The organism is Pseudomonas sp. NY5710 (assembly GCF_013305665.1).
Classification (GTDB): Bacteria; Pseudomonadota; Gammaproteobacteria; order Pseudomonadales; family Pseudomonadaceae; genus Aquipseudomonas; species Aquipseudomonas juntendi.
Map to the genome: position 1 here is coordinate 2,639,200 of NZ_CP045554.1, position 13,288 is coordinate 2,652,487.

Sequence of the window (13,288 nt, forward strand, 5' to 3'; positions counted from 1 at the left end):
GCCTTTTTCGAGGATTAGCCTGTCATGCCGTTCCAGCAAGGTCTGCTTGCCACCCCGGTGCCGGCCCACGCCCGCCACTTGTTCTTCACCCTGCAATCGCCTGAGGCGTTGCCTGCCGCCCTCGATGCCTTGCTACCGCAGGTCGATGGCGTGCAGGTGATCCTCGGCGTAGGCGCGCCCATGGCCAAGGCCCTGGGCCGTGAAGTACCTGGCCTGCGTCCCTTCCCGCTGCTGGATGCGGCGGTAGAGAACCCCAGCACTCAGCACGCGTTGTGGCTGTGGCTGCGTGGTAACGAACGCGGCGACCTGCTGCTGCGGGCCCAGGCACTGGAGCAGGCGTTGGCGCCAGCCCTGCGCTTGGCCGACAGTGTTGACGGGTTTCTGCACCGGGGTGGGCTGGACCTGACCGGCTACGAAGACGGCACGGAAAACCCGGTGGACGAGGATGCGGTGCAGGCAGCGATCGCTGCCGATGGTTCCAGCTTTGCTGCGTTTCAGCTGTGGAAGCACGACCTGGCGTACTTCAAGTCGCTGCCCCAGGCCGACCAGGACAACATCATGGGCCGCCGCCTCAGTGACAACGAAGAACTCGACGACGCGCCCGAGTCGGCACACGTCAAGCGTACTGCCCAGGAAAGCTTCGAGCCCGAGGCCTTCATGGTGCGCCGCTCGGTATCATGGGCCGATCAGCGCGGTGCCGGCCTGGCTTTCGTTGCCCTGGGCCGCAGCTTCGATGCCTTCGAAGTGCAACTGCGGCGCATGAGTGGCCTGGAGGACGGTATCATCGACGGCCTGTACCGCTTCAGCCGCCCCCTGAGCGGCGGCTACTACTGGTGCCCGCCAATCAGCGCCACCGGTGTCGACCTGACCCCGCTGCTGCAGGCCAGGTAAAAACATCCAGACACAGAAACGCCCACGCGCGCCGGGTAGAGCGGCTAGCCTTGGAAGTTTCCCTGGAATGACGGGAGCTTTTCCATGTATGCACGTCGTGATGTCCTACGCGTGGGCGCTACGTTGGGCCTGTTGGCCAGCGCCCCTTGGTTGCACGCAGCCACGCCGGCAGGCATGTTGACCCGCGCCGTGCCGTCTAGCGGTGAAGCACTGCCGGTGATTGGCGCCGGTACTTCCGGCAGTTTCGAGGTAGAAGCCGGCTCGGCTGCCTACCAGCAACTGCAGGCAGTGCTCAAGGCCTTTTTCGACGGTGGCGGGCGGGTGATCGACACCTCGCCCAATTACGGTGGCGCCGACAGCATTCTTGGCCAATTGCTGGAGGAGGGGGGCTGGCATTCACGCTGCTTCATTGCCACCAAGATTGCCGCCGACAGCCGCGCTGAAGCCCAAGCGCAATGGGCTGACAGCCTGAAGCGGCTGCGCACCGACAAGGTCGACCTGTTGCAGGTGCACAACCTGCGTGACTGGCGAACCCAACTGCCCTATGCGCGCGAACTCAAGCAGCAGGGCAAAACCCGCTATGTGGGGATCACCCATTACCTGAACAGTGGCCACGCCGAAGTCGCCGAGCTGGTGCGCAGTGAGGCGCTGGATTTCATCCAGATCAACTACTCAGTCAGCGCCCCCCAGGCCGCCGGCGAATTGCTGCCGTTGTGCCAGGAGCGGGGCGTAGCGGTGCTGATCAACCGCGCGTTCGATGATGGGCGCCTGTTTACCCGCGTCAAAGACCAGCCCTTGCCCGGCTGGGCCGCTGAAGCAGGCATCGGCAGCTGGGCTCAGCTGTTTCTCAAGTTCGCCATCAGCCACCCGGCGGTGACGACAGTAATCCCTGCGACCGGTCGACCTGACCGCCAGCTCGACCAGCTCAAGGCTGGCCAGGGCCCACTGCTTACCCAGGCGCAGCAACAGGCGCTGATCAATCAATTTAGCTAAGCACATGAGTGCCTGGCGGCGGCGCCTGGATCAAGGGCTGAACCTACAGCCTGGCGAAGGGCCGGCGGTTATCGCCGGCCTGCTGCTGTTCTACTGCCTGTTCACCGGTTATTTCATGCTGCGCCCAGTACGCGAAACCATGGGCGTTGCCGGTGGCGTGGACAACCTGCAGTGGTTGTTCACCGGTACCTTCATCGCCAGCCTGGCATGCCTGCCAGTGTTCGGCTGGCTTGCCAGCGGCGTGCAACGCCGGTTCATCCTGCCTTGTACCTATGGTTTTTTTGTCAGCAACCTGCTGCTGTTCGCCGTATTGATAACCCGCTCGCCAGAAAACCTGTGGACGGCGAGGGTGTTCTACATCTGGCTTTCGGTGTTCAACCTGCTGACCATCTCGCTGGCCTGGAGCGTGCTCGCCGACCTGTTCTCTTCGGCCCAAGGCAAGCGCCTGTTCGGCCTGTTGGCCGCCGGGGCCAGCCTGGGTGGCCTCAGCGGGCCGATCCTGGGTACGCTACTGGTGGCGCCGCTGGGCCATGCCGGGTTGCTGCTGCTGGCGGCGGTATTCCTGCTCGGCAGCGTCGGGGCAAGCCTGTTCCTGCAGCGCTGGCGACAGCAGCATCCGTTGCCAGCGCATGCCGAGCGTGGTGCCGCAAGGCCGCTGGGCGGCAACCCACTGGCCGGTGCCACTGCGGTACTGCGCTCGCCTTATCTGTTGGGCATCGCGCTGTTCGTGGTGTTGCTGGCAAGTGTCAGTACCTTCCTGTACTTCGAGCAGGCACGCATCGTCAGCCAGACCTTCACCGACCCCACCCGGCAAACGCAGGTATTCGGCTTGATCGACAGCGTTGTTCAAGCCTTGGCCATCCTCACGCAAGTCTTCCTCACCGGGCGGCTGGCGCGTCGCCTGGGGGTGGGCATATTGCTGATGGCCGTGCCGCTGGTGATGGCAGCGGGCTTCTTGTGGCTGGCGCTGGCCCCCGTGTTCGCGGTGTTCGTAATGGTCATGGTGGTGCGCCGCGCAGGGGAGTACGCGTTGGTGCGCCCGGGACGCGAGATGCTGTTCACTGTGTTGCCGGCCGAGGACAAGTACAAGGCCAAGAACTTCATCGACACGGTGGTGTACCGGGGTGGTGACGCCCTCAGTGGCTGGCTCAAGCGTGCCCTGGACGTGATGGGGGAACACCCGCAACTGGCCATGCTGATTGGCGCGGTACTGGCCGTGGCCTGGGCGGCCACCGGCGGCTGGCTTGGCCGCCGTCAGGCCCATATGGATAATCCGCCGCGCGACTGAAAGGCGCGCCAAATAAGGACTTGCCGCTTATTTAATGCCACCGGTCCGAAGCCTGCCAATCGAAACGAATCCCCTCTCGAGCCCGCACTCCGAAGTACTGTACGGCGCTCATGCCGTGCATCCCGAAATCATATGAGGTTTCAGACCATGGCCACTAAAGACAATAGCCGTACCGGCAATCAACAAGGCAGCCAGGGCGGTAACAAGAACTCGGGCAACTTTGCCAATGACCGCGAGAAAGCCTCCGAGGCAGGCCGCAAGGGCGGCCAACATTCCAGCGGCGGCCAAAGCAGCGAATCAGGCCGTAAAGGTGGCCGCTCGTAAACGAGGCTTGGCAGTGCCGGGCAACCGGCACTGCAGTCAAGCAAACCTGGAGGTCGTTATGCAATGGATACCCGTAGCCGCCCTGACGGGCGCCCTGGTGCTGGTTGGGGGCTGTTTCGATCGAGACAATGGCCACCCAGGCAAGGACGACGCCGACACCACCAAATCGTCCCTGCAGATGCACCAGCCCGCCGAAAAACCCGCGCCCCAACCTGCGCCCGATCCTGAACCTATGCCAGGTCAGAAACCCAGCCAATAAACGCGCATGAGGAAAACGGCATGACGGTCATGACCCGCAAGACCGCCGCGACAGTTCCGGCCTCACTGGCCACAACCAGCCTGCAACAGCGTTACCAAGCCTTGCTGGCAGGCACTGACATCACTGGCGCCGACTGGTTGAATGAGCAACTGGAGCGTGCCAGACACTTGCCGGATGACCTGCCAGCCGACCCCGTGGAGCTTGAAGCCTGGAGCGCGCGCCACGCCGGGCAAGTAGCTCAAGGTTTTGCCGCCTACTTGGCACAACGCCAGCAAGGTGGGCCACGTCGCTATTTTGCCACGCGCGCGCAAGCGCTATGGTTCCTGCAGCAGGTGGCACCGACCAAGGCGGTTGACGGTGCGTGGTTGCACAGCACATTGCGGCATTGGGCAGACCCGCGCTACCACGGGTTGATCCGGACTTACCTGGAAGAATTGGGCGGCGGTGATGCGCGCTGTAACCATGTTGCGATCTATCAGCGGCTGCTGAGCCGCCTGGGTTGCCTGGAGCCATTGCAGCTTGAAGACGAGCGATATTTGCAGGGGGCACTGCAGCTGGCACTGGGCCGCTACGGTGAGGACTTCCTCCCTGAGCTGATCGGTTACAACCTCGGTTACGAACAACCGCCGTTGCATTTGCTGATCACCACCTACGAACTCGCTGAGTTGGGGATCGACGGCCAGTATTTCCAATTGCATGTCACGATCGACAACGCTGCCAGCGGCCATGCCCACTTGTCTATCCAGGCTTTACGCCAGCTCTGTCCCCCCCATGACGCCTGCGCATTCTATCAGCGCGTACGGCGCGGCTACCGCCTGAATGACCTGGGGCTCGATACCCCCAGCCTGATCAGCCTTTTCGACCTGGAAACAGCACTGGTTCAGGCCTTGGAGCAGAAGCGTCAGTTTGGCCAGTTCATGCACTCAGACCGTTGCCGGCTACAGGGGCGCACTATCAACCAATGGTTGGCTGAACCTGGGGCCATGCCGCAATTTCTCCAGGCCCTGCAGGCGCAGGGCTGGATCCGGCGGGGCGAGGCGCCCGCACAGAGCCGCTGGTGGTCACTCGTGGAAGGGCCTTCAGCGCCAATGTACGGCGTGTTCACCGCCTATGAAAAGCAGTTGTGGCACGACTGGATCGCGGCAGGTTGGCAGTCGCGCGTCCGGCGCGTACTCCCCGGGAGCTGGCAGCTGCCGGTAGGCTCCGATGATGCGGCCGTGGAGGTCGACGCGTATGATATCGATGCGCTGATCGCACGCATGGCCGGCAACCACCACGCCACGCCTGATGGGCTGCAGGCCACTCGTGCCTATCTGCAAGCCACAGGCATGTTCCAGGAGGAACCGCGCTGATGATCAACGACCCTCAACGCCTGGCCAGTGACGGTGCATTAGTGCAGTTGGGCCGGCGCCTGCGCGCCGATGGCTATCGGTTTACCTGCGTGACACCGGCCACCCACGCGCGGGTTATGGCCCGGTGTGCAGGCGAGCAGGCACGAACGCTGCGGGATGTGTTCGGCTGGAGCCGGCCGTTCAGCGCCGGACTGTTCAGTGGCGAACAAATGGCCCAGCTGAGCCAAGCGGGGGGCCTCACTGCTGCGCCGGGTGATATGTGGCGTAGCACCGTGCGCTGGTCCACGCTGGATGACCTGTTACTGGTCCACTCCGCCTACCCGACCGAGGCCGCGGACGCGGTGTTCTTCGGCCCAGACAGCTACCGCTTCGCCCAGGTCATCCATGACCACCTGCGACACACCCCCAACCGGGTTGAGCATGCCGTAGACATTGGCTGTGGAACCGGCATCGGCGCGTTGCTGATCGCGCGTGCGGCGCACCATGCGCAGGTTTCTGCGCTGGATATCAACCCGCTTGCCCTGCGCTACACCGCCGTCAATGCCGCGCTCGCGGGCGTAGACAATGTTTCGGTAAAGCGCAGTGACCTGCTCGATGATGTCATCGGCTGCTTCGACCTGATAGTCGCCAACCCGCCTTACATGCTCGATGTGGGCGAGCGCACCTATCGTCATGGTGGAGGCCCTCTGGGGGCAGAGTTGTCGTTGCGGATTGTCGAACAGGCTCGCGAGCGGCTAAGCCCGGGCGGCTCATTGCTGTTGTATACCGGTGTGGCGATCGTGGACGGGCGTGATCCCTTGCTCGAGGCTGTTCGTCTGCGCCTGGCAGGCCCCACGTGCTCTTGGGTATATCGTGAAATCGATCCTGATGTGTTCGGAGAACAGCTGGCTGAGCCGGGTTATGAAGCCGTGGAACGGATAGCCGCCGTAGCCCTGACGGTTACGCGGCTGTAGAAGTGGTACCGCGCACTTGCAATTAGCCGGAGTTGCCCGACAATGGCGCGCCCCTTGCCGCCACTCGGACCATCCGTGCCATGATGCTGACCACGCAATTCCCCGATATCTCCCTGGATGACACCTTGTTCGTCTTCGCCCTAGAAGCCGAAGCGGGGGACGTGTTCCGCGAGGTGAACACCGTGTTCACGGGTATCGGCAAGGTCAATGCCGCTATCGCCTTGACCAAGGCTATCGCTGTGCGCCGCCCCAGGCTGATCGTCAACCTGGGTTCTGCTGGCAGCCAGCGCCACGGCAAAGGCGCTGTCGTGTGCTGCAACCGTTTCGTGCAGCGCGACATGGATGTGACGCCGTTGGGCTTCGCCCGTTACGAGACGCCACTGGCGAATACCCCGGTGCTACTCGAACACGGTGCGGCCATACCCGGCCTGGCGCTGGAAACCTGCGGCAGTGGCGACAGCTTCGAAACCAACCACGGCGATGCGCCTTACGACGTGGTCGACATGGAAGCCTACGTGCTGGCCTTGATCGCCCGCAGCGAAGGTATTCCGTTCGTGTGCCTGAAGTACATCTCCGATGACGCTGGCAGCGAAGCCGCGGGTGATTGGGCAGTACAGGTCCACCTGGCCGCCGACGCCTTCAGGCGGGTGCTGTTCAGCGCGACCTGATCGCCGGGTGCAGGGTACCGTAGAGCAACCCCATTAAACCTTCACCACCCGGCGCAGTCACTGTTGGTATCGACAGGCAACTTTGGAGCAGTGTCATGGCTCGGGCAATCTGGAAAGGCGCTATCAGCTTCGGCCTCGTGCATATCCCCGTGGCCCTCAACACTGCGGTGCGCACCGAACGGGTGGATTTTGACTGGCTGGACAAGCGCAGCATGGAGCCGGTGGGCTACAAACGGGTGAACAAGGTCACCGGCAAGGAAATCGACAAAGACAACGTCGTCAAAGGCGTGGAGTACGAGAAAGGTCGCTACGTGGTGATCAGCGAGGAGGAGATCCGCAAGGCTCGCCCTGAAGCCACCCAGACGATCGATATCTTTTCCTTTGTCGAAGCTGGCGAGATACCCCTGCAGCACTTCGATACGCCGTATTACCTCACCCCCGACCGGCGCGGCGGCAAAGTCTATGCATTGCTGCGCGAGACCCTGGAAAAAACCGGCAAGGTGGCGCTGGCTACGGTGGTGCTGCACACTCGCCAGCACCTGGCGCTGCTGCGCCCTCTGGATGACGCGCTGGTGATGATCACTTTGCGCTGGCCCGAGGAAGTGCGCGGGCTGGAGACCCTGGAGTTGGACAGCAGTGTGACCGACACCAAGGTCGACAAGCGCGAACTGGACATGGCCAAGCGGCTGGTCGAAGACATGAGCGGGCCGTGGAAGCCCGAGGACTATCATGACGCCTTCCGCCAGACCATTCTGGACCTTGTGGAAGAAAAGGCCAGCAAGGGCAAGATCGCCACGGTCGAGAAAGGCAAGGCCGCCAGCGCCGAGAAAGGTGCGGATATCCTCGACCTTACCGAGCTGCTAAAACGCAGCCTCGGCGGCAAGAAGCCGGCGAAAAAGCCGCGCAAGGCCTCCTGATCGAGGCCCCACAAGCGCTTCGATCAAACCAGAGCCTGTAGCCCCTCCAGGTAATCGCCAAAACCTTCCCGGGCGCGGCTGTCGCGGCGGCTGCTGGTGGCTACGCTGTGCCGGGCCGTCCAGACGATCTGCGCGCCACTGGCTTGCAGGTCGTTGACCAGTTGCACATCTTCATGGGCGGCCAAGGGCTGGAAGCCGCCGACCCGCGCATAGGCGTCGGCGCACACGCCGAGGTTGGCGCCATGAATGTGCCGGTGCCCCTCGCGCTGCTCGTAGCGGCTTTGGTAGAGCTGGCGCAGGGCGGCCGTCTGCCACGGCTGCCAGTACTCGACGTGTACCGTGCCACAGACAACCTCGGCACTGCAGGCCAGTTGCGACAACAACCAGTGCCCCGGTACCCGGCTGTCGGCATCGGTACAGGCCAGCCACCGCGCACCACGGTCGACCATGTGCGCCGCGCCCACCCGCCGGGCCATGCCAACACTGCCAGCCTCCACCTCCAGCACCTGCACACCAAAACGCCGCGCCACGCCGGCGCTGCCATCGCTGCAGCGGTCGAGCACGACCAGCACCTCGACCCGATGGCCAGCCTGCTGTGCCTGCACGGCGGCGATCAGCACCGCACGCAGGCAACGGCCGAGGCGGCGGGCTTCGTTATGGGCCGGAATCACGACGGCGATCATGGGCAAGTCTCGTCAAGGTCGACCACACTGGGCTGGGCTGACCAGTACTCGAGCACGAAGTCCGCTTCATCATGCTGGAACTGCTTGTAGAGGGGCAGGTGGCGGGCCAGCATGCGATGCACTTCACGCCCATCCTGCGGGCAACCGACAATGGGGTGCTTCCAGTGGCATGCCAGCAGGCCGCCGTCGTAAGACAGGCTGGCGACCGCTTGTTCGATGACTTGCAGCCAGTCGGTGGGGTCCAGGTAGTAGCCCACCTCGCTCAGCACGATCAGGTCGAAGCGCCCACCAGGCCAGTCTGCCGGGAGCCGCGCCAGTTCCACAGACGCATTGTGCACCTGAGCCAAGCGTTCGCGGGCCAGCCCCACGGCGGTGGGATCGAGGTCCTGGCATAGCAGTTCCCCGCTGCGTTCGGCCAGCAGTGCACTTAACTCGCCGTTGGCGCAGGCTGGTTCGAATACCCGCTGGTAGCATTGACGGGGCAGGCTGGCCATGACCAGCTCGCGCTTGCGCTTCTCGTACCAACGGGTGCGAAAAGCCCACGGGTCTTCATTGGTCGCATACAAGTCGGCGAAATACTGTGGGTCGAGGCTCATGACAACTCCAGTCAAAGGAACACCAGTTCGAAAGGTTGCAGCAGGCAATCCAGCAGGTTTGCCGGTAGCACCGGCGGCCGCTCACCGTCGGCCTGCAACTGGCTGGCATGGGCGGCCAGGGCCTTGCGCTTGCGCGCCAACCGGGCTTCATCCAGCTGCAGGCGGTGGGCACGGGGCCAGGGCAGGCGAGGGTCGTCGGGTTGCGCCCAGTGCCAGGCCCAGACCGGGACCTCGGCCAGTTGCACTTGCCGCGCCAATGCCGCGTGGGCGGCGGCGCGCCCGACGGCCTCGTGGTCGCAATGACCGTCATTGCGCCAGGTAGCCATCAATAGGTCGTCCGGGCGCAACAATTGAGTCAGATGGCTGACGAGGAACGCTTCCTCTCGCGGCAATTGGCCGTCCTTGAGGTTGAGCCGGCGCCAGTCCACGCGGCTCGGGTCCAGGTCAAGCTGCTGCAAGGCCAGGCGACTTTCCTGGGGGCGTTGGCGACGCAGGCGATGCTCGCTCCACTGGGTTGAGCCAGGGTGGCTGCCTTCACCATCGGTTGCGGAAATCAGCACCAAGTCGGCTTCACGGCCTTTGAAACGGCTCAGCAGGCCGCCTGCCATGAGGATCTCGTCATCCGGGTGGGGCGCGATCATCACCAGGCGGCGCCCGGGCGGGCAGAGCCGGGCGGGGTCGAGCCAAGTGGCCCGGGCCAGGTGGGCGGCCTGTTGCCAATCGGCCCAAGGGGTGCCGCTGCTGGCCTGGATCAAGTTGACACTCATAGCTGCCACGCCCCTGCCGGCACCTGCGCCAGCTGTTGGCCCAGCGCTGCCAGGTCACGCTCCGCGTGGCTCTGGCGCAGATACACCGGCAAATCGGCGCTCAAACGGGCGAAGTGGCTGTTGCGGCAGAACGGTGTGGCACCCAGCGCCCGCCCTACATGGCTGATGACCTGCTCCACGGCCTGCTCAACCTGGGCGCGGGTGCGCCGCACTTCAAAACTGGCATCTGCACCCGGCTGCCGGTCGACCCAGGCGGCGCATTCACGCAGCGCCGCACGCGCACCATACAAAGCGGCGTCCACCGCCCCGAGGTGGGCATCGGCATGTGGGTCGGGCCGCGGCTTGCGGCAATACTCGCGCAGGTAGTCGGCCAGGGCCTCGGCCGCACCATACCAGCACGCGGCGATACCGCCGCCGCCGTGCCAGAAACCAGGGCGCGCCAGGTACTGGCCAGGTTTGCCGATCAGCGTTGCCGGGGTGTTATCGAAGGTGACCTCGACGCTGGCCGTGGTAGCCATGCCCACGGCTTGCCAGTGCTCGATGTTCAGCCCCTGGTCAGGCTGCGACAGTTCGATGGCGACCAACTGCTGCTGACCCTGCTCATCCCAGGCCGTGAGCAGTGCCCGGTCGATCTGCAACGCCCCGGAACACCAGGCTTTGGTGCCTTGCAAACGTACCCTGTCGCCGTCGCGGGAGGTTATGACCGCGCGGGCATCAGGTGGCTCGGCGGCCCACACGCCCCAAATGCCTTCTGCCACGTAATGCGCAGCTGCGCACTCCGCCAGAATCGCCAGGGCATCGGTGTGGCCTTCATACAGTTTGGCCAGGGACAGGTCGCAACCCGCCACGCGGGCCAACGTCTGCCAACGGCGCAAGGTATTGCCCTGGCCTGGCAACGGCAGCAGGTCCAGGTGGTCGGCCTGCAACGCCTGCATCAGCTGAGGCAACTGAGTGTCGAGGTTGAGGGGTTGCTGACGATCACCGAATGTACGCAGTAGGCGGTCGAAGTGGGTCAGGTTGAAGTCCTGGACGATGCTCATGGGCGGGTCTCCTGATGCGTGGCCACTAGGCAAGCCCCAGCTGTTTGCGCATGCGCGCGGTAATGGACTGGCGGACCTTGCCCAGGTCCGCCCACGGGTCGTCAACCTCCGCCAGGCGCGCGGGCAGGTTGGCGATGTTCCATTGGTTGGCGGCCTTGAGCGTGGCCAGTTCCTCCCGCCAGATGGGCACCGACACCGGCAGGCCTTCCCGCGCACGCAGGGAATAGGCGCACGCGGTTGTTGCCCCCCTAGCGTTGCGCAGATAGTCGATGAAGATGCGGCCGATGCGGTTTTTGGGCCCTGAAACAGCGCTGAGGCGGTCCGGGAACAGCTTGGCCAGGTACTCGACGATGGCATGGCTGAAAGCCTTGACCTCGTCCCAACCCGCGCGGCGGGTCAGCGGTACTACCAAGTGGATGCCCTTGCCGCCGCTGGTCTTGAGGAACACTTTCAGGCCAAGCTCGTCGAGCAGGGTGAGGGTGAGTTGAGTGGCTTCCAGCATGGCCTTCCAGGGCAGCGCCGGGTCAGGGTCGAGGTCGAGCACGAAGCGGTCGGGCTTGTCGAAGTCCTTGTCAGTGGCGTTCCAGCTGTGCAGCTCGAGCATGTTCATCTGCACCGCGCCCAGCAGGGTATCGGCGCGGTTGATGACCATGGCCGCCTGGCCGGCCTGGGCCTTGTCGTATTCCAGCACATTGGGCAGGTGCAGCTGGCTGGCGTTCTTCTGGAAGAAAAGCTCACCGGCCAGGCCATCGGGTGCGCGCACCAATGCCACCGGGCGGTGCTGGATCTGGGGTAGCAACCACTGGCTGACGGCGGCGTAATACTCGGCCACATCGCGCTTGGTCATGCCCGTGGTAGCGTCGATCAACCGGTCAGGGTGGGTAAGATGCAGGTCCTCCGAAAGGGGCGCTGCTTTGCCGCGTTTGCGGCGGGGCGTGGTCTTGGTGGGCATGGGGCGTTCCAGGTCGATGGCGGTGGCGGGCTTGTCATCGCGCAGGCCATGGAAGACCGAATGGCGCACAATGCCGTCGCGGGTCATCTGGGCATACGCCACTTCAGCCAGCAGCTGCGGCTTCAGCCAGTGCACACCCCGGGCTTCTGCGCCGCTGGGCGGGCGGGCCACGGCGGGCTTGGCAATTTCCAGTGGCTGCAGGCGGGTATGGATGCTGGCCAGGGTGGCAGCCGTGAAGCCGGTACCAACCTTGCCGGCATAGCGCAGCTCGCCACTGTCCGGGTCGTGCAAGGCCAGCAGCAGGGCCCCGAAACCGCTGCGGCTGCCTTTGGGGTCGGTGTAGCCAACCAGCACGAACTCCTGGCGCTGCTTGCATTTGAGCTTGATCCAGTCCGCGCTCCGCCGGCCGCTGTAGGGGCTGTCTGCACGTTTACCGATCAGCCCTTCGAGTTCCAGGCGGCAGGCGCTGGCCAGCAGGGCGTCGACCGGTTCGTCGAAGTCGGCGGAATATTTGAGTACGTCTGACGCGCCGTGATCGAGGAGGGTTTTCAGCGTTTCGCGGCGATCCTGTAGCGGCGCCTGACGCAGGTCCTGGCCACCCAGAAAGGGCAGGTCGAACACGTAGTAAGTGATGTGCTCGTCCTGCTCGGTGTCGAAGGCGTTCTGTAACGCCTGGAAGTCCGCTGCGCCATTTTCGTCGGCCACTACCATTTCGCCATCCAGCCAGGCCGAATCGATGCCCAGCGCGCGCAGTGCCGCGATCTGGCGGGGCATCTTGCTGCTCCAGTCATGGCCATTGCGGGTGAATAGCCGCACATCGTCGCCCTCGATGCGGGCCAGGATGCGGTAGCCATCGAACTTGACTTCATAGCGCCAGTCGCCTTGGGGCGGCGTGTCCACCAAGGTGGCCAGCTGTGGCTGCAACTGGTTCGGCAATGCGGCCTGGCGGGCCTTGCCGGGCCGCTTGCGGGTAGCCCGCTGCTTGGCGGCGGTTTGCTTGGCTGCCGGCTTGCGGGGGATCAGGGTGCGGTCACTGAGCACACTGTCGGGCTGCGCGTCGACGATGCTGTACTCGGTTTCGCTTCGGGCCTGGGCATCGTGGGATTTGACCAGCATCCATTGTTCTTTCTTGCCAGCCAGGTGAGTGCGGAACAGGTTCCACACCCCCGACAGTTTTTCGCCTTGCAAGCGAAACTTGAGCTTGCCCTTGGCATAACCCTCATGGGCGTCACCCTCCGGCTCCCAGATGCCGCGATCCCACACGATGACATCGCCCGCCCCGTAGTGGCCTTCAGGGATATGGCCCTCGAAATCGGCATAGTCCAGCGGGTGGTCCTCGACGTGCACGGCCAGGCGGCGCACTTTCGGGTCCAGCGACGGGCCTTTGGGGATCGCCCAGCTCTTCAACGTACCGTCCAACTCCAGGCGGAAATCGTAATGCAGGTGGCTGGCGTCGTGTTTCTGAATGCAGAACTGCAGCGCATGGGCTTTTTTGCCACGGCTGCGTTTGCCACTGGGCTCGGGCGTTGCGTTGAAGTCGCGCTTGCGCGCGTATTCCTGCAGGGGCTTGGCCATGTCCGGCTCCGGGCGAATCGCTCTCTGTAG

14 protein-coding genes are annotated in these 13,288 nt (G+C 64.2%); 9 read left to right on the top strand and 5 right to left on the bottom strand.

From position 1 onward, the window contains the following. Positions 1 to 24 precede the first annotated feature (24 nt). The 9 genes from GEV39_RS11820 (at position 25) to ku (ending at position 7,645) form a co-directional block, all read left to right on the top strand. Positions 25 to 891, top strand: coding sequence for a Dyp-type peroxidase (locus GEV39_RS11820; RefSeq protein WP_173889161.1), 867 nt, complete (start codon positions 25 to 27; stop codon positions 889 to 891). 84 nt (positions 892 to 975) lie between these two features. Beyond that, entirely contained in the window at positions 976 to 1,884 is a 909-nt protein-coding gene (locus tag GEV39_RS11825; protein WP_173889163.1) for an aldo/keto reductase, read from the top strand. A 4-nt stretch (positions 1,885 to 1,888) separates the two neighbouring features. Beyond that, positions 1,889 to 3,172 (top strand): NTP/NDP exchange transporter, encoded by a 1,284-nt coding sequence (locus GEV39_RS11830; RefSeq protein ID WP_173889165.1) that lies wholly within the window; start codon positions 1,889 to 1,891, stop codon positions 3,170 to 3,172. 147 nt (positions 3,173 to 3,319) lie between these two features. Then, complete coding sequence (locus tag GEV39_RS11835; protein ID WP_173889167.1) at positions 3,320 to 3,496, top strand: con-10 family general stress protein; 177 nt, start codon at positions 3,320 to 3,322, stop codon at positions 3,494 to 3,496. Between the two features lie 58 nt (positions 3,497 to 3,554). After that, entirely contained in the window at positions 3,555 to 3,755 is a 201-nt protein-coding gene (locus tag GEV39_RS11840) for a hypothetical protein (RefSeq protein WP_173889169.1), read from the top strand. Between the two features lie 20 nt (positions 3,756 to 3,775). Beyond that, entirely contained in the window at positions 3,776 to 5,107 is a 1,332-nt protein-coding gene (locus GEV39_RS11845) for an iron-containing redox enzyme family protein (protein WP_173889171.1), read from the top strand. Then, positions 5,107 to 6,060: a methyltransferase gene (locus GEV39_RS11850; RefSeq protein WP_173889173.1), complete on the top strand. Its 954-nt coding sequence runs from the start codon at positions 5,107 to 5,109 to the stop codon at positions 6,058 to 6,060. The genes GEV39_RS11845 and GEV39_RS11850 overlap by 1 nt, the downstream gene beginning before the upstream one ends. Positions 6,061 to 6,140: 80 nt before the next feature. Further along, a complete protein-coding gene (locus tag GEV39_RS11855; RefSeq protein WP_173889175.1) occupies positions 6,141 to 6,728 on the top strand; it encodes a 5'-methylthioadenosine/S-adenosylhomocysteine nucleosidase family protein in 588 nt (195 codons plus the stop codon). A gap of 95 nt (positions 6,729 to 6,823) precedes the next feature. Beyond that, entirely contained in the window at positions 6,824 to 7,645 is an 822-nt protein-coding gene (ku, locus tag GEV39_RS11860) for a non-homologous end joining protein Ku (RefSeq protein ID WP_173889176.1), read from the top strand. 23 nt (positions 7,646 to 7,668) lie between these two features. Here the strand turns inward: ku and GEV39_RS11865 are convergent, their stop codons facing one another. Genes GEV39_RS11865 through ligD form a run of 5 tightly spaced genes read right to left on the bottom strand, consistent with a single transcriptional unit; the run spans position 7,669 to position 13,258 of the window. Then, the gene (locus GEV39_RS11865; protein ID WP_173889178.1) at positions 7,669 to 8,328 is read right to left on the bottom strand and encodes a glycosyltransferase family 2 protein; all 660 of its coding nucleotides are present in this window, start codon (positions 8,326 to 8,328) and stop codon (positions 7,669 to 7,671) included. Next, positions 8,325 to 8,924 carry a class I SAM-dependent methyltransferase gene (locus GEV39_RS11870; RefSeq protein WP_029886191.1) on the bottom strand — a complete coding sequence of 200 codons (600 nt, stop codon included), beginning with the start codon at positions 8,922 to 8,924 and terminating at the stop codon, positions 8,325 to 8,327. Before GEV39_RS11870 ends, GEV39_RS11865 begins: the two co-directional genes overlap by 4 nt. 11 nt (positions 8,925 to 8,935) lie before the next feature. Beyond that, the gene (locus tag GEV39_RS11875; RefSeq protein ID WP_173889179.1) at positions 8,936 to 9,691 is read right to left on the bottom strand and encodes a PIG-L deacetylase family protein; all 756 of its coding nucleotides are present in this window, start codon (positions 9,689 to 9,691) and stop codon (positions 8,936 to 8,938) included. Continuing rightward, complete coding sequence (locus GEV39_RS11880) at positions 9,688 to 10,731, bottom strand: acyl-CoA dehydrogenase family protein (protein WP_173889181.1); 1,044 nt, start codon at positions 10,729 to 10,731, stop codon at positions 9,688 to 9,690. Before GEV39_RS11880 ends, GEV39_RS11875 begins: the two co-directional genes overlap by 4 nt. A gap of 25 nt (positions 10,732 to 10,756) precedes the next feature. Beyond that, positions 10,757 to 13,258 (bottom strand): DNA ligase D, encoded by a 2,502-nt coding sequence (ligD, locus tag GEV39_RS11885; protein ID WP_173889183.1) that lies wholly within the window; start codon positions 13,256 to 13,258, stop codon positions 10,757 to 10,759. Between the last annotated feature and the right edge of the window lie 30 nt (positions 13,259 to 13,288).

Bases quoted from the DNA above. Each gene is read 5' to 3' on its own strand.
- GEV39_RS11820 (WP_173889161.1), top strand. From the start codon at position 25: ATGCCGTTCCAGCAAGGTCTGCTTGCCACCCCGGTGCCGGCCCACGCC.
- ligD (WP_173889183.1), bottom strand. From the start codon at position 13,258: ATGGCCAAGCCCCTGCAGGAATACGCGCGCAAGCGCGACTTCAACGCA.
- GEV39_RS11855 (WP_173889175.1), top strand. From the start codon at position 6,141: ATGATGCTGACCACGCAATTCCCCGATATCTCCCTGGATGACACCTTG.
- GEV39_RS11865 (WP_173889178.1), bottom strand. From the start codon at position 8,328: ATGATCGCCGTCGTGATTCCGGCCCATAACGAAGCCCGCCGCCTCGGC.
- GEV39_RS11880 (WP_173889181.1), bottom strand. From the start codon at position 10,731: ATGAGCATCGTCCAGGACTTCAACCTGACCCACTTCGACCGCCTACTG.
- GEV39_RS11835 (WP_173889167.1), top strand. From the start codon at position 3,320: ATGGCCACTAAAGACAATAGCCGTACCGGCAATCAACAAGGCAGCCAG.
- GEV39_RS11825 (WP_173889163.1), top strand. From the start codon at position 976: ATGTATGCACGTCGTGATGTCCTACGCGTGGGCGCTACGTTGGGCCTG.
- GEV39_RS11845 (WP_173889171.1), top strand. From the start codon at position 3,776: ATGACGGTCATGACCCGCAAGACCGCCGCGACAGTTCCGGCCTCACTG.
- GEV39_RS11850 (WP_173889173.1), top strand. From the start codon at position 5,107: ATGATCAACGACCCTCAACGCCTGGCCAGTGACGGTGCATTAGTGCAG.
- GEV39_RS11830 (WP_173889165.1), top strand. From the start codon at position 1,889: ATGAGTGCCTGGCGGCGGCGCCTGGATCAAGGGCTGAACCTACAGCCT.
- GEV39_RS11840 (WP_173889169.1), top strand. From the start codon at position 3,555: ATGCAATGGATACCCGTAGCCGCCCTGACGGGCGCCCTGGTGCTGGTT.
- GEV39_RS11870 (WP_029886191.1), bottom strand. From the start codon at position 8,924: ATGAGCCTCGACCCACAGTATTTCGCCGACTTGTATGCGACCAATGAA.
- GEV39_RS11875 (WP_173889179.1), bottom strand. From the start codon at position 9,691: ATGAGTGTCAACTTGATCCAGGCCAGCAGCGGCACCCCTTGGGCCGAT.
- ku (WP_173889176.1), top strand. From the start codon at position 6,824: ATGGCTCGGGCAATCTGGAAAGGCGCTATCAGCTTCGGCCTCGTGCAT.